The following is a 16,024-nucleotide window of genomic DNA, read 5'->3' as shown; positions in this document are numbered from 1 at the left end:
ATCCGCTGAATCTCAGCGAGGAACCATCAGCAACCAGCTCAGGGTCGCCGGACACACTGGCCGGCCCCCGGACCGGAGCTGCCCACGTGCAGTTCCTCGACGGACCGGCCGCACCCCACAACCCGGGCCGTGTCAGCGAACAGCCTCCGCCATCCCCCCGCCATCGATCGCGGACGCGGCGAGCGCACGCATCCGGCGGAGCAGACGAGTCGACACCGGCCGGACCAGCGGATGAACGCCCCCGTTGGTAGCGGCGGCTTCCTGCCACTGAGCGGCACGCGCCTGGTACACCGCAGGATCAGCCAATTCCGTGCACTCAAGGGAATCGGTGTTCAGATCGACAGTGATCGTGTCACCGTCCTCAACGAGCGCGATCGGCCCACCGAGAGCGGCTTCCGGGCCGACGTGTCCGATGACCAGGCCGACCGACCCGCCGGAGAACCGGGCGTCCGTCATCAGCGCGATGGAGATGCCTTTCGTCCGGCACAGCGCGGTGATCCGCGAGGTCGGGTCGAGCATCTCGGGCATGCCGGGAGCGCCCCGCGGGCCTTCGTAGCGGATGACGACCATGTCCCGGTCCGCGAACTCGTCGGGCGTCTCGATGAGCGCCCGCAACAGTTCCTGCTCGCTGTCGAAGACGCGCGCCCGTCCCTCGAACCGGCCGTCGACGACGCCCGTCTCCACTCCGGCCAGTTTGATCACCGCGCCGCCGTCGGGGGCGAGGTTGCCGGAGAGCAGGCGCAGGCCGCCGGTGGGCTTGAATGGTTCGGCGGCGGAGAAGATCACGCGACCGTCCGGGGCGGGCGGGTCTAGCCGCTCGATCTGTTCGCCGAGGGTTTCGCCCGTGCAGGTCAGGGTGGAGCCGTCGAGCAGGCCGTGCCGGAGCAGTTCCGCCGCCACCGCTTGCAGGCCGCCGGCGGCGTCGATGTCCACCATGCTGTACTGCCCGAACGGCCGGGCGTTGACGAGCACCGGGACGGTCCGGGAGAGCCGGTTGAACTCCTCCTGGGTCATCACCTCGGACCAGAAGTCGATGCCGGCCGCGCGGGCGATCTCCGGGGCGTGCAGGACCACGTTCGTCGACCCGCCCAGCGCGATCGCGACGACGGCGGCGTTGCGGAACGCGAGCGGGGTGGCCAGATCGCGCGGCGTTATCGCGCGTTGCGTCATGATTTCCAGGCAGTCCACGATCTGCTCGGGGAACTCCTCGACCCGCCGCGGGTCCTCGGACGCCGGCGACACCATGTGCAGCGGCTCCAGCCCCAGCACGGCGATGAAGGACTGCATCGTGTTGTAGGTGAAGATCCCGCCGCAGCTGCCGTGCCCGGGACAGGCGTTGCGCGCCCACCGCTCGCGCTTGGCCGCGTCCGGGTCCCCGGCGACCTGGAAGCAGCTGACCAAATCGATCGTTTCCCCGGTCTCGGGATCCGTGCCCGGCCGGATCGAACCATCGGAAAGCACCACCGCGGGCACGTTGCGCTCCAGGATCGCGGCCGTGGCGCCGACCGGGGGCTTGTCGCACGCCACCACGGCGACGATTCCCCGCATCTCGCTGCCCTCGAAATGCAGCGACAGCCCGTCGTTCGTCGTCTCGCGGCCGATCAGCGAGTACCGCATCTGCGGGGTGCCGTTGCGCTGGCCGTCCGAGATCCCGCCCGAGTAGTTCGGGGCCAGCAGCCGGACGGGCAGGTCGCGCTCGCGGATCCGGCGCGCGAGGGCATCGTGGATCGCCGTGACCTTGTCCGTGACGCCGACGTAGCAGACGCTGTCCCCCAAGGTCCCGACGACGCCCCACGCGTCCCCGTGGATCTTGTCCACGTCCTGGCCCAGCGACCGGGCCGTGGCCACCGCCTGGCAGTCCTGGCCCGGACGCCACACATCCCGGCGGCTCGACTCGTCCATCAGCTCTCCCGTCTTCGACACGATCGTCCCCATCGTCGCAGATCCGGCCGGGAGCGCAGCTCGGGCGGGGTTCGCCGAAGCCCCCATGATCTCGGCGTCGCCCGGTGCGGCTCGGGGCAGCGACACTTCTCCCTGCGACCGTCGCTTCGGCGGCTGAGAGCGAGTTCGAAACGTATGCGCACCAACGGGCTGGCCGAACACCGGCGAGTTCGTGACGGCCGCGGACACTCGTCAAGGCGAGGCGACGGGGCTGAGCAAGCAGTGCCCGCGCGCCCCGTCACCTCTTTCCTCGCCAGATCACGAGGCCGCTGGGGGCCGGCTCTCGCGAAAAACGATCTGGCGATCCCGCGCCATGGTGGCGGCGCAGTGTCCGGCTTTCTTCCTTGTGTCACCGCGGCGTCACACGAGCTGCCCCCTCGACAGATCGTGCGACGCCGAACCCGGTGCCCGGACGAGCTGACGCCGCTGCCGCGGTCTTCCCGTCCAGTCTGGTGCCGCTGCGCGCCCAGTGGATCTTCCTGACCCGCTCGCCGTTCGGAAACACCGAGGTCACAGACCCGATCAGGTTTTCCGGTCCGGACAGCCGAACGTGCACAGCTGCCCCGGCAGTCCCCTAAACCCAGCCCCGGAAAAGATCACCTTGCGTTCTCGAGCCGCGGTGACCACTATGAATCTCCGCCCGGCAGCGGCAGCCGCATAAGCACGCACGACACCCTGACTGCAGTGGCGACATCGGCTTGGGGAGGGCGATGAGGTGGGCTTCGAGCCGCGTGGGTTATTCGCGGAGCGTTTCGCGTTGCTCTACGCCGAAGCGGGCGATCCTCCGCTGAAGCGGGTGACCGAATCAGTTCTGCGAGCGCGACGGGCCGACGAACGGGGTCGTCCCGTCAGGGTCGCGGCGCAGCGGGTCAGCGACTGGCGACGAGGACGGAACGTCCCTGCCCGCTTCGCCTCGCTGGCGGTCGTCCTGGAGATCCTGATCGGGCAGGCACGCCAGTTGCGTCCCGCCCCGGTCGTGCCCGACCTGTACAACCTGGCTGCCTGGCAAGAGTTGTGGAAGCAGGCACTCGACAGCCCGATTCCCGGCGCTTCCGCAGCTGGTGACATCCCTGAGCAGCCCGGATCCACTGACACCTGCCCTTACCGGGGCCTGGCGTCGTTCAAGCAAGAGGACGCCGGTTCCTTCTTCGGACGCCGTCGCAGCACCGACGCCCTGGTCGCCAGGTTGGCGGCCAAGACAGGCGCGGGCGTGGTCATGCTGATCGGGGCATCCGGAGCCGGGAAGTCGTCGCTGATCGCCGCCGGTCTGCTCCCGAGGCTGGAAGAACCCGGCAGCTGGACAACCGTCACGATGACGCCGCGCGACAATCCGATCCGCGAACTCGCCGCACGGGTGCCCGAACTTGAGAATGCCGTAAAGCTCTTGGCTGATCTGCGCAGTACGGAAGCCGACGACAATTCCACGGCACTGGGACAAGAGGAATCTGACGGCATCGAGGCCGATTTCCTGGCAGCGGTTGATGTCGCCATCGCGGAACACCTCGACCGCAAAGCGCGATCGACGACTCAGCTGGTGCTGATCGTGGACCAATTCGAGGAAACCTTCACCCTGTGCGCGGACGAGTTCCAGCGAAGCCTGTTCGTCCGCACTCTTCACGCCATCAGCAGCTCCGCTTCAGCCGCCAGCGGACGGCCTGCTGTCGTCTTGCTCGGGTTGCGGGCTGACTTCTTCGTCCATTGCCTCGAATACCCGGAACTCACGGCCGCCTCGCAGAGCGGCAACCTGCAGGTTCTCGGTCCGATGACCACCGGCGAGCTGCGCGAGGCCGTCACCGGCCCCGCGAAGTCGGTCGGCCTGCAACTGGAGCCGGGGCTCGTCGACTTGATCGTCCGCGATGTCGGCGCCGGTGCGGCACGCACGCACACCGGATCGGCGGAAAGCCTCCACGACGCCGGAGTTCTGCCTCTGCTGTCGCACGCGTTGCTGGCGACCTGGCAGCATCGCCAGCCCGGCCGGCTCACCGTGGAGGCATACCAGGCAGCCCGCGGAATCCGGGGTGCGGTGGCCGCGACCGCGGAACGGGTGTGGGGCGATCTGGACGAGCGAGGGCAAACCGCCGCGCGCGCGATTCTCCTGCGGCTGGTGCGGGTCAGCGAGGACATGCGGGACACGCGGAGGCGGTCGACCCGGCAGCAGCTGGTCGACCAGGCCGAGGATCCCGCGTCCGCCGAAAAGGCGCTGGAAATGCTGACCGCGGCCCGGCTGGTCACGCTCGACGAGCGATCGGTCGAAATCACGCACGAAGCCCTGCTGCAAGCCTGGCCGCGGCTGCGGAGCTGGCTCGATCAGGACCGGGCCGGCAACCTGCTGCGGCAACGGCTTGAAGAGGACTCGACAGCCTGGGACAGCCAGGAACGCGACGCGTCCTTGCTCTACCGAGGCGCGCGCCTGGAGGCGGCCGCGCAGTGGATGAAGGCAGCCCCGGCCGCTGACGTAACGAGCACAGCCCAGGAATTCCTCGCCGCATCCTCCCGGCACCGCCGCCGAAACAGCTGGGCCCGGCGCGCCGCCATGGCCGCCGTGGTCGTCTTCGCGCTCGTCGCGGCGTCAACGGCGGTGGTCGCCATCCGGCAACGGGACGAAGCCCAGTTCCAGCAGGTCGTCGCCGAAGCCGACCGGCTGCAGGCGTCGGACCCTTCGCTGGCGGCACAGCTCGATCTCGTCGCGCACCAGCTGCGTCCAGCCGATCAGAATGTGCTGACCCGGCTGCTCGCCACCCAACAGAGCCCGCTGGCCACACCGCTGACCGGCCACAACGGCGCGGTGTACTGGACCGGTTTCAGCCCCGACGGAAATGTCCTGGCCACCGCCAGCGCCGACCGCACGGTCCGGCTCTGGGACGTCCGCGACCGCGGCCGACCGCGTCAGCTCGGGGTTCCCTTGGCCGGCTTCGGAAGCTGGGTCGCTTCGGCCGTCTTCACCCCGGACGGCCGCACGCTGATCACCGCCGGCGACGACCACACGATCCGCCTGTGGGACGTCGCAGATCCCGCCCGCCCGCATCCGCTGGGATTTCCGACCGACAGCGGCGGCGGCACCGTTTACACCGCCACAGTCAGTCCGGACGGACGCACCCTGGCCGCCGCCGCCAGCGATCGCACGGTACGGCTGTGGAACATCTCCGACCGCGCGCACCCGGTCCCGCTCGGAAGCCCGCTCGCCGGCCACACCGGACTCGTGCGGACCGTCGCGTTCAGCCCGGACGGTCGCACCCTCGCTTCCGGCGGCAACGACCACACGATCCGGCTCTGGGACGTCACCGACCCCGCCCGGCCGGCGCCACGAGGACAGCCGCTCCTCGGCCATTCCGGCATCGTGCATTCGGTGGCTTTCAGCCCCGACGGCCGCACTCTGGCCAGCGGGAGCGAAGACAAGACCGGGCGCCTCTGGGACCTCTCCGCGCCCGGGGGTCCGGCCGTTCTCGGCAAGCCTCTCCTCGGACACGTCGGAGAGGTCTGGCAAGTCGCGTTCAGCCGGGACGGCCGCATGCTCGTCTCCGGAGGCGACAGCACCGCGCAGCTCTGGAACCTTTCCCGCCCGTCCGATGCGGTGCCGCTGGGCAAACCGCTGTCCGCCAGCAACGGCAACGTTTTCTCAGTCATGTTCAGCCCGGACGGACATACCCTCGCCGTCGGCAGCGGCGACGGCGCGGCGCGGCTGTGGTCGATACCCGACCGCATACTGCTGGGTCACGAATCACCCATCGCATCCTTGGCTTTCAGCCCGAACGGACGCCTCCTGGCCGCTGGTTCCGAAGACAACGCCGGGCAGCTCTGGGACGTCACCGACATAACGCATCCACATCCGCTGTGGCTCTCGAAGACGGGCCACAGCGGGGCCGTCAGCTCGATCGCCTTCAGTCCCGACAGCCGCATCCTCGCCACCAGCAACTACGACAGCACAATTCAACTCTGGAATGTCGCCGCTCCCCCGAGCCCCGCGCCGATCGGACCTGCTCTCCGGCTGAAAACAAAATACGGAAGCCCCGTTCTGTTCAGTCCGGACGGCCGTCTTCTGGTCACAGCCGACGACGATCGAAGCCTGCAACTCTGGGACATCCACGACCCGGCAGATCCGGTGCGCCTAGGCCGGCCGATTCCCGGCAGCACCCCGTCGAACGTGAACTCGGCGGCGTTCAGCCCCGACAGCCGCATCCTCGCGGTCGGCAACGACGACAGCACAGTGCAGCTCTGGAATGTCGCCGACCCCGCACATGCGGCACGTCTCGGACTGCCTCTTGCCGGGCACACGAAACCAGTGCTGTCCGTCGCGTTCAGCCCCGACGGTCGCATCCTCGCCACCGGCAGCGATGATCAAACACTCAGGCTGTGGAACATCGCTGATCCCGCGACCCCGCTGGGCCGGCCTCTCGTCGGGTACACCGAGGCCGTGAACTCCATCGCGTTCAGCCCCGACGGCAGGATGCTCGTAACCGGCAGCACCGATCGAAAATTGCACCTGTGGACCGTGTCGGCGGCGGACGCGACGCCCCTGGGCCAACCGATAGGCATCGATGCGGGCGTCGTCCACATAACACCCTTCTATCCGCACGGGAAAATCCTGGCAACCGGCGGAGAAGACGGCGCCGTCCGAATCTGGGATCTCGACGAGCAGCAGGCCATCCGGCGAATCTGCGCGTCGACCGGCAACGTCCTCACTCCCCGGCAATCGCAACTGCACATCCCGGAAATATCCTACCGCGCACCCTGTGAATAATTCTCTGGAACTTCACGACAAACAGATAAGGTCCAGCCATGCGCATCTTCAGCAGAATCGGCACTCTCGCCGCCGCGGCCACAGTTCTCACCGGGCTGACAGCCTTGCAAATGACCCTTGTCGTCGTCGGCAACATCACGGACTTCGATACGAATCGAGAATTCGTCCATCACGTCCTGGCAATGGACACGACATTTCAGTCACCGCACATGATGTGGCGTGCCATCACCAGCCCCGGTCTTGCCGACGCCGTTTACGTCGCCATCATCGCGTGGGAGCTGCTCACCGCGCTGGCACTCATCGCCGGTTTTGCCGCTTGGATACGGGCTCACGTCGCCGGTCGACCGCTGTCGACAGCGAAACAGCTGTCCAACCTTGGCTGGGTGCTGCAGCTGACGCTTTTCGGGGTCGGCTTCATCGCGATCGGCGGAGAATGGTTTCAAATGTGGCAATCCAGCAAGTGGAACGGCCTCCAGCCGGCCCTGCAAAACCTCATCATCGCCTCGTTCGGCCTCGTGCTCACCCACCTCGCCACGAGGGATTCGAGGCGCGCGGCGGGTGTACCGGACGAGAGCTGACCGGCTGCTCCTTCCGGGAGCACGGCGGCCCTTCCGAACGGAACGAACAGGACTCGATGTCGAGGACCCGGGCGAGAGCCGCGATGACCGAGGAGGCGCAGCCGGGCAGATTCCTGGCGGCCCATTCGGTCGCCAATGCGAGGAAATCGACGAGATCGTTTTCGACGGCGGCAAGCAAGCGCTGGAGTGCCGCGGCCGGGAGTTCGATCACGGGACTGTCGCTCCGCTCCGCGTCGACGGTCAACCGGACGACGTCGCCGCGACGTTCGGCGCACGGGGTGGGATCGTGCCCGAACCAAGCCTGGCCGCCGATCTCCAGGACGCGGTTCCACTCGCGCCAGTCCTCCAGGCCGCTGCAACAACCCGGCAGCAGCACCGCACCCGAGGCGGTGTCCGTCACCCGCAGGCCGCCGGACGCAAACAGGGTGTCGACCGTGAGCAGGCCGTGCAGGAACGACCCCAACTCGTCGGCAGGACGGGGCGGACGGCCGTCATCTCCCGGGTCGACGTCGTTGCAGCTGGCGATGCACATCAACACCGTCCCGACCTCACGGGCCGTGAGACTGCCACCGAGCGCGAGATAGCTGCCCGGTTCGAACTCCGCGACCGGCCAGAGGCCGAAGCCGTCCCGCGCGCGCACCTCGACAACCGGTTGCATCGTGATCACCTGCGCAGTGTCGCGCGAACCCGCTGTCCCCGCCTCCCATTTATCCGGTCCGCCGGCCTAACCTTCCAACCACGCGCTATTCCTGATCGTGCTGGCGAGCAGGGTGCCCTTGGTCAGCGCGAACAGCTGGCCGGTTGCGGCCCCACGCAGCGCCCAGATTCTCCGCGCCACGTTGGTGCGCTTGGCGAGCCGTCCGTCGGAAGTCAGGTGGAACAGCGTCCCGTCGGTGCTGGCGGCCAAGAAGCCGTCGGCCGTCGGGACGACATCGCCGACCAGTCGCTGTCCGACATTGACGCGCCACAGCGGGCGTCCCGCGGTGGGCTCCACAACGATGTAGCCACCGCGGAGTTCGGGCAGCCACAGCAATCCGCCCGCATGTTCCGGCGCCGCAGCCGCGAGGTCGGCATCGGCCCGGACAAACTCGCGGACCGTGTCGGACGACAGGACGATTTCAGCCAGTGCTCGGGGGCCGCAGCGCAGCAGGAAGCGGCCGGGCCCGGCCTCTGCGACAACGGATCCGGCGTCGTTGTCCGCGAGCGGCTGCGGCAGCCGCCATGCGGACAGGTCCCGGCCGTCGCGCCGATCGATCAACCGAACCCGGGTACCGGCCGGTTCGCCGATCAGGAAACCGTCGCCGGCGGCCACGGGCCGCACGGTGTGGATTCGACGCTCGGTTTCCCAGCGGAGCTGCCCCGTCGCGAGATCGAACGCGCGCAGCGGCGTGTATCCGCGCCAGCCGCCCACAAGCACCACGTTCGCTGAAACGACCAGGTGCCCCGGGACAGCGGGAACGTCGGCGGACCAGATCCGCTCTCCGGTCGCCAGGTCCAAACAGGACAGTCGAGGGTTGTCCTGCGGGATCGCCAGACAACGATCACCCACGATGACCACCGCACGCGGCCACGTGCCGACGGGAACATCCCACCGCACAGAACCGTCTGCCGGGTCGAGACTCACCAGCCTGGTGCTGCGCTCGTGCACGATGACCTGCCCGTTCGTCACCGCGAAGCCCGAGGCAACGCCACGCTGGTGCAGCGGCCGCTCCCACCCCACTTCGATCACCGCATCAGACCATCACGATCACCTGACCGGCGGCAACCGGAAAGCGAACGCTGAACAAGAAGGTGTCCCAGGCGCAGCGCGAACTCGCCCAGCCGCTGGTCGAACGGTACGACGAGGTGGGCACGTCCAAGTCGACGGCGGGCCCTACGACCGAAACGGCGACCTCCTCGTCGCCACCTCCAAACATGTGGCGACGGTTCAAGACCAAGCAGTGCTTCGCCTGTTCTGACGAACGCAGACGCAGCGTAGCGAGGGTTAAGCGTCTCTTTCGTCCTCCGGCACCGCAGGGCGAGCGGCGTGAACGCTTCGCTACCGAAATACGCACGTCAAAACTCGACGAAGCGAAGCCAAAACACAGCTGGCACTGCCATAAACCGGACTACTCGCCAAACGTCGGAGATCTTGCAGCCGAACGCCGACGGCACTGTCAACATCGGGGCAGCTTGGCACCCATCGGCAGCGGACGCGCACAGCTCCGATGATCATTCGCACGCGGCCCGCCCTGTTCGCCCACGGGAGAAACGGCGCTGCCCCGGCCGACGGACCGGGGCAGCGCGATCAAACAGCTTCCGGGCTCAGTTGAACGAGATCACCGCGGCCGCCTGCTCGTTGAACGAATCGTTGGTGACAGCGACTCCGCAGACCGAGACCGCACAGTCCACCAGGCCGTACGGACTGCCGTCGGCCTTCACCCCTTGGAAGGTCTTCGTTACGACCAGTTTGCCGGTCAGACCGCCGTTCGCGTCAGTGGTCACGTGCTGAGAAGTAGCCTGCGCGCACACGACTTCAGTGCCTGTCGGCGAACACTCGCCGACCCGCACCTGCTCGTTGCCAGTGAACCCGGAAGCCGTGTAAGAGACGGTGTCACCGCTGTTGAGACCGGTGGACGGTGTCGCCGTGACCGCCTGCGGGCCAGCCAGGGGGGCAGCCGAGGAAACCGACTGCCCAAGTGCGGTCAGCCCGAGCGAGAAAGCGCAAATCGAAGCCCCGAAAGCGATTCGACGACCAATTCGATTCATTTTCACTCCGTTTCATATCTGGATACGTCAACGCTCACAAAAGATTTTCATATTGCCAGAACGGCAGATTCCATCCTAGCCGCGAAATCAAAGGACGTCCATCCCGCGGAACCCGAACCCCGATTCACAAAGCAGCGCGACTCAATCATTCGACAGAAGCATTCGGGCACCATAATTGGCACTGACGTCCGAATGGAGGTGCCAGTACCAGTGACGAGCACTGTCTGAGCGGACCAGCCCACACGACGAAGCAGCGAACTCATCAGGTCATCCGGCTGTCCCGTCCGCGCTCTCTACAGCCAGCCGTTCCGCAACCTTCTGCCACATCTCCGCGCAGCCCTCCGCCAGCCCCAGCACCGTTTCCTTGCAGTGGTCGGGCACGTTGGCGATGATCCGCTCCCAATCCTGCTCGGTGACGGCATTGACGTCCAGCAAGCGCAGCAGCATCCGGCCCGCCCCGCTCAACCGCAGGGACGGGTCCCCGCGCAGGCCGCGAAGGACCAGCGCCCGCTCCTGGGCGAAGATTCTCCCGGCTGATCCGCCGCCGTCAGGACGCCGGTGGCCGCGGCCGGCCTGATCGGCGGTGCGGCGCAACCGTTGCGGCACCGGATCCGCACCGCGGCGAATCCTGGCCAGAACATCCCGGACCGTCCCTGGGGCGAGACCAGCAGAGCGGGCGATGTCACGCAGCGAAGCGTCCGGGTTCTCGGCGATGAGGCGAGCAGCCAACTCCCTGCCGCCCGCACTGTTGATCGGCCGCACGCGACCGTCAGCACCCACCCGGTTGTGCAACTGCGCGCCGCGCCCGGTTGCACGCTGGCGGAGCCCGCCGACAGTGTGCGGCGACAGTCCGGCAGCGGCGGCGATCACCCGATCCGACCAGCTCGGACAGGAAGCGATGATACGAGACGCCGCCGCCGTCCGGTCGGCCAAAGAAAGGGGCAAGCCATGGCTTATGTTCTCGCACACCCCGAGAACATAAGCCGCAGTGTCGTCTCCGTCGAAAAAAAGGACTTCGATCTCCTCCGCACCGCGCAGCACCTGAGCCCGCAGCCGGTGCATTCCGTCGATCACCCTCATCGTGCCCCGTTGCACGATAATAGGCGGCAACTCCGCACCCGATTCAGCGAGCGTTCGCACATGCTCATCGTTCTCGCCGTTTATCCTCGGCGAGTCAGCAGCCAGAAGTGCTTTTATCGGAACTCGAACCGGTGCCCGACGTCGAATTCCTTCCGCCATGGCCAGTACTTTTCTACGCTCTTTGCCAACCATACCAGTGTCATCAGAGACACTCGACGACTCGACCACAATCCCCCCGTGCATCAACGACAGCGTGGTACACACAACACGCGATTCGAACCATCAACTCATATCGACTACCCAATTCCTCCACATGAACACACCTCGCACGTCCGAATGGGCTAACAGGACAATCCGAGCGAATTTTTTACCGCCGAGTTCCGTATTCGACATGGTGATCCACACGAGCCACCCGGTCAAGCAGGTCGGAATCGCGGCGTCAAGAGCGCCTATCAAGTGCGGATTCAGCTGTTCGCCGGCGCGAAAGACCTCGGACTGCGGCGACAGCCGGGGCGAACACCGTTCCGGACCGCCCAGCTCCTGAAGCCGCTTGCAGTAAGCTGATCAAGTCATCCGGCTCCAGGACGATGGAGTCCGTGACGCGAGTCGCCATCGGTGAAGACCTGATGCCGCTGCAGGACGGGGCGATCCGAGTGCTCGATGCGCACGGGTGCGTCGTCGCTGCCGGCGACGGACCCCGCCTCAGCAACCGCCCTCGGCCGGTCTGCCACTCTGTGTCAATGGAAATCGAGCTGAGGGACGCTGTCGTCGCGTTGCGCGACGAACTCCTCGATGCGGCAGCGACGGCCTCGGACGAGCCGGTGGAGTTCGTCGTCGGGCCTGTCGAACTCGAGTTCGGAGTCGAATTGCGCCGGGACGCCAAAGGAAAGGCGGGTTTCAAAGCCTGGGTCGTATCCGCCGATGTCGAAGGCTCCGTCACGTCCGGCCGGACGCACAAGGTGAAGGTGACCCTCGCGCCTCGTCGGACGGGCGGCGGTGACTTGCTGGTCGCGGGCGAGCGAGTGCGCCCGGAGTGCCCGGGCGGAGTCCCGACGGACAGCGAGCGCTGAAAGGATCCGTGCCACTCCGTGGAATGGGAACGAGTAGTCGCGGTGACCGGGACGGCTCCCGGCTCCGGCTACGTGATCGCACCATCGCTCGTCTTGACCTCAGCGCATGTCGTGGACGCGGCGGGTGAGCGGGCGACCGTGTTCTTCCCCGGCCAGCGGGGAGTGTTCACCGGCGTGGTCGCGTGGCGTGGCACGCCGGGCGGCAGCGACGACGCGGCTTTGATCGAGGTCGACGACGCCGGGTGGGCGCCGCCGCTGTCCGGCGCCGTCGATTGGGGCCGCCTGGTCACGCATCGGCCAGGAGCTCAGTGCGAGTGCGGCGGCGTCCCGGATCTTGTCCAGCGTCCTGACCGGGCGATCGACGTTCTGCAACTCACCGGATTCATCAATCCGGGCGACCGAGCGGTCGGTGAGCGGTACGTCATCAATCTCGGCTCTCATCCGCCGGCCGGAAGGTCGCCGTGGGGCGGGATGTCCGGCGCGGCGATGATCTGCGAAGGGCTGGTGACGGGTGTCGTCGCCGCCGAGCCGGCGGATCGTGTGCACTCCGCCCTGGAGGCGGTGCCCGTGTTCGTGCTGTTGCGAGAGCCGGCCTTCGCCGAGATCGTCGCTCGTCACTCGGGTACCACATCGGTGACGTGCGACGCCGTCGAGCTGCGCGGCTTGGCCGATCCGCAGGCACGGTCGTCGGCAGGCGATTCGCTGATGTCCCCTGCCGGGCTGCTGGCGCCTCGCCGGGCAGTGGTTCCCTTCCACGGCCGAGAGGAGACGCTCGCGAAGCTGGATGCTTGGGCGAAGAGCGAGGGCCCTGGCGCGTGGCTGCTGCACGGACCTGGCGGCCAAGGCAAGACGAGGCTGGCCCACCAGTTCGGAGCCAGCCGAGTCCAGGACGGCTGGGCCGTGCTGTGGCTCGACAAGGACGCACCGATGCGGTCTCTGGACGTGCTGGCCGGCGTCAAACCGCCAACCCTGGTCGTCGTCGACTACGCCGAAGGCCGAAGCCAGCAGTTGGCGGCCCTGGCAGACGTGCTGGCGCGGCGTCGATCCTCGGCTCCGGTCAAGCTGCTGCTGATCGCCCGCGCCACCGGCGCTTGGTGGCGCGAGTTGCCGTCGGCGGGCGACGCCATACGGGACGTAGTCGACATCGCACAGGTTTCCGCACTGCCCGCCCTGGACGGCGACAGCGAAAGTTGCACACAGAGCTATCTTGAAGCGGTCACCGCGTTCGGCGCAGCCGCATCCCGCATCAGCGGATCTGACGCAACCGCCTGGAGCGCCGCCGCGGCCGCGATCAAAGAGCGCCCCTTTCGCGGGTTGAAGGCGGAGACCGTCCTGGGTGTGCACATGACCGCACTCGCCGACCTTCTGGACGCGATCGCGGAATCGGCGCGGCCCACGGCGGACGCTCAGCGAGGCCCCGAAGACCGCATGCTTGATCACGAACGCGGCTACTGGCGGATCGCCGCCCTAGCCTCGGGATTGTCCTCGTTCGCCACACCGGCGATGCTCGACGACATCGTCGCTGCCGCGACTGTCGTCGCACCGGACGGCAGAGACGAGCTCGACGACCTTCTGGCGCGAATTCCATCCGTAGCCGACCTTCCGCTGGGACAGCGTGAGACCGTTCGGTTGTGGCTGCTCGCTCTATACCCCATAGCCGACAACGGGAAGTTCGAAGGCCTGGGGCCTGACAGGTTGGCTGAGCGACTGGTTGGCCGGCTCCTTCTCGACCGCGACCGCCCGTGCGTGCTCGAAACACTCGCGGCTTCGGTGTCCGAAGAAGAAGCGCAGGCCATACTCACGGTGACCGCACGGGCCGCCGGACATGCCGCATTCGGCTCGATGGTTTCCGCGGCCGCGACCGCACTGTGCTTGCGCCACTCCAAATTCCTCTTAGCAGCTGTCGATACTGCTACGCAGGTCGAGGACCCGACGCCACTTATCGATGCTCTCACCGGATTCTCGGAAGACCTCGAGGCGGACAGTTCCACACTGGGTATCCTGGTCTTCGCTTTCCCTGAGCACAGCGAAGTGCTGGCGGATGCCGCTGTCGCTATCACTGCGGCGTCGGTGCGACGTTGCCGCGAACAGTCTCCCAAAAGCAGCGCTGACGACGCTTACCAGGCAGTGATGCTGCAACATCATGCATTGCGCCTCAACAAAATAGGTCGATACGACGACTCTCTCAGCGCAATCACCGAGTCTGTCAAAATCATGCGCCAACTACAGAAAACCCGCCCAGACGCGCCGCCCACCCTCCTTTTCCCTGCTCTCAACACGCTGTCCAGCAGCCTGAAGGGATTTGGCCGATTCGACGAAGCATTGGATTGCATCGACGAATCGGTACGCCTTCAGCGCGGCAGCCTCGAAGGCAGCGCAATGACAGTTTCAGATGCCCGCTGGTATGCGACGAGCTTGGCGGACCTCGGCAATATTCTCGAGCTCGTCGGCAAGCCAGAAGAGGCAATTGACGCAATAAACGAGGCGACTGACATACGCAGAGCTCTGGCCGCCTATGAAAACAGTGAAGACCTCGCCGACCTCGCCAGCAGTCTCAATAGCCAGTCGAACATTTTGGCGAATTTGGAGCAGCATTCAGAAGCGCTGACCGCAGCCCAGGAATCTGTTGGCATCCGACGACGGCTTGCGGAATCGCATCCCGACGCTCACTCCGCCACCCTTGACATGTCCTTGTACGGCCTCGCGTCACGGCTGGGCGATCTGGGACAACACGAACAAGCGCTTGAGGCGATCACGGAGGCCGTAGAAATCGAACGCCGCCTTGCCGAGCGCCGTCCCGCGGTCTACGCGGTCCGTCTCGCGGAGAGCCTGCGCCTGATGTCGACCTTCCACCACAGCCTGGGCCGCCTTGCCCACGGACTTGCTTGCGCTGCAGAGGCAATTGACATCCAGCGGCGGCTCGCCGCGGACGGACACTGGACTCGCCTGTCCGAACTGGCGGACAGCTTGAGCAGTTTCGCGAGCATCTCCCGCGGCCTCGGGCAAATCGACGACGAACTCTCGGCTCGCCTCGAAGAGATCGAGGTCGAGCAGCGTCTGGTCGAACATGATCCGGTTCACCTGCGTTCACTGGTCCCGGCTTTAGTCGGCCTGTCTGAATGCCGAAAGGAGCGCGGCCAGACAGAGGAAGCACTCGAGGCGATCACCGGCGCGGTCGAGGGCTGCCGGCGACTCGACTTCCTCGAAACGAGAGCACGTTTGGAGCTGCTCGCCGATTTGCTGTGCGACCAAGCGAATCTTCTGCACGACCTTGGCAGGTACGATGCCGAGGCCTCAGCTCTATCAGAAGCGGCCAGCATCGTGCGCTGCGCGAAGCGGGACGGGTCACCAGCCCACTCCGAGGACCTCGCTTCAAGGTTGCTCGTGCTGTCTGACGCCTTGTCCAGCGCCGGCCGGATCGAGGAGGCGGAAGTCAGCGCGAGCGAAGCGGCCGATGTGCTGAGAAAGCTCGATGAGCACCAGCCGGGGGCATGTACGCGCGACCTCGCGACCAGCTTGGGAATACAAGCGCTCCACCTCGAGAGCTTGGACCGCAGACAGGACAGCCTCGACGCGATTGTCGAAGCGGTGGAAGCGCTGCGCCGAGACCGACGCACCGGCACGGTCGATAACCTCCTGTATACCGGGTTCCTCCATCTGCTCGCCGTCCGACTAGCAGAATTTGGCAGAAAAGACGAGGCGATCGCTGCGATTAACGATGCGATCGACGTCGAACAGGAAACGCTCCGCGAGATGTGTCCAGAAAATACCGACAATATTACCGAGTACCAACGCCTGCTTGAAAAGTTGCGCTCCGCAAAACCCTGATGAATCAGGGCCGACTCAGCCGCCGCGTTCTCCCGGTTCGA

Annotated in this window: 10 protein-coding genes; 4 read left to right on the top strand and 6 right to left on the bottom strand. The window is 66.6% G+C overall.

Annotation, left to right across the window (positions count from 1 at the left end; genetic code table 11):
* Positions 1 to 132: 132 nt before the first annotated feature.
* Complete coding sequence (locus ACWDNU_RS18050) at positions 133 to 2,028, bottom strand: dihydroxy-acid dehydratase domain-containing protein (protein WP_449669688.1); 1,896 nt, start codon at positions 2,026 to 2,028, stop codon at positions 133 to 135.
* A 709-nt stretch (positions 2,029 to 2,737) separates the two neighbouring features.
* Between ACWDNU_RS18050 and ACWDNU_RS18045 the strand changes: the two genes are divergently transcribed.
* Positions 2,738 to 6,679 carry an nSTAND1 domain-containing NTPase gene (locus ACWDNU_RS18045; RefSeq protein WP_449669687.1) on the top strand — a complete coding sequence of 1,314 codons (3,942 nt, stop codon included), beginning with the start codon at positions 2,738 to 2,740 and terminating at the stop codon, positions 6,677 to 6,679.
* A 38-nt stretch (positions 6,680 to 6,717) separates the two neighbouring features.
* Positions 6,718 to 7,257 (top strand): DUF2165 domain-containing protein, encoded by a 540-nt coding sequence (locus ACWDNU_RS18040; RefSeq protein ID WP_449669686.1) that lies wholly within the window; start codon positions 6,718 to 6,720, stop codon positions 7,255 to 7,257.
* Here ACWDNU_RS18040 and ACWDNU_RS18035 read toward each other — a convergent pair.
* From ACWDNU_RS18035 to ACWDNU_RS18015, 5 genes are all read right to left on the bottom strand, one after another.
* Positions 7,199 to 7,924: a hypothetical protein gene (locus ACWDNU_RS18035; protein WP_449669685.1), complete on the bottom strand. Its 726-nt coding sequence runs from the start codon at positions 7,922 to 7,924 to the stop codon at positions 7,199 to 7,201. The genes ACWDNU_RS18040 and ACWDNU_RS18035 overlap by 59 nt on opposite strands.
* A 57-nt stretch (positions 7,925 to 7,981) precedes the next feature.
* Positions 7,982 to 8,977, bottom strand: a complete 996-nt coding sequence (locus ACWDNU_RS18030; protein WP_449669709.1) for an outer membrane protein assembly factor BamB family protein — start codon at positions 8,975 to 8,977, stop codon at positions 7,982 to 7,984.
* A gap of 13 nt (positions 8,978 to 8,990) precedes the next feature.
* Positions 8,991 to 9,173: a hypothetical protein gene (locus ACWDNU_RS18025; protein WP_449669684.1), complete on the bottom strand. Its 183-nt coding sequence runs from the start codon at positions 9,171 to 9,173 to the stop codon at positions 8,991 to 8,993.
* 388 nt (positions 9,174 to 9,561) lie between these two features.
* A complete protein-coding gene (locus tag ACWDNU_RS18020; RefSeq protein ID WP_449669683.1) occupies positions 9,562 to 10,005 on the bottom strand; it encodes an enediyne antibiotic chromoprotein in 444 nt (147 codons plus the stop codon).
* Between the two features lie 267 nt (positions 10,006 to 10,272).
* A complete protein-coding gene (locus ACWDNU_RS18015; protein ID WP_449669682.1) occupies positions 10,273 to 11,328 on the bottom strand; it encodes a ParB/RepB/Spo0J family partition protein in 1,056 nt (351 codons plus the stop codon).
* Positions 11,329 to 11,825: 497 nt separating this feature from the next.
* Between ACWDNU_RS18015 and ACWDNU_RS18010 the strand changes: the two genes are divergently transcribed.
* Together ACWDNU_RS18010 and ACWDNU_RS18005 are read left to right on the top strand one after the other, a co-directional pair.
* Positions 11,826 to 12,155, top strand: coding sequence for a trypco2 family protein (locus tag ACWDNU_RS18010; RefSeq protein WP_449669681.1), 330 nt, complete (start codon positions 11,826 to 11,828; stop codon positions 12,153 to 12,155).
* A 42-nt stretch (positions 12,156 to 12,197) separates the two neighbouring features.
* The gene (locus ACWDNU_RS18005; RefSeq protein WP_449669680.1) at positions 12,198 to 15,983 is read left to right on the top strand and encodes a P-loop NTPase; all 3,786 of its coding nucleotides are present in this window, start codon (positions 12,198 to 12,200) and stop codon (positions 15,981 to 15,983) included.
* Positions 15,984 to 16,024: the final 41 nt, after the last annotated feature.

Source organism: Amycolatopsis sp. NPDC003676 (assembly GCF_053587275.1).
This window is presented reverse-complemented; position numbering and strand designations above follow the sequence as displayed.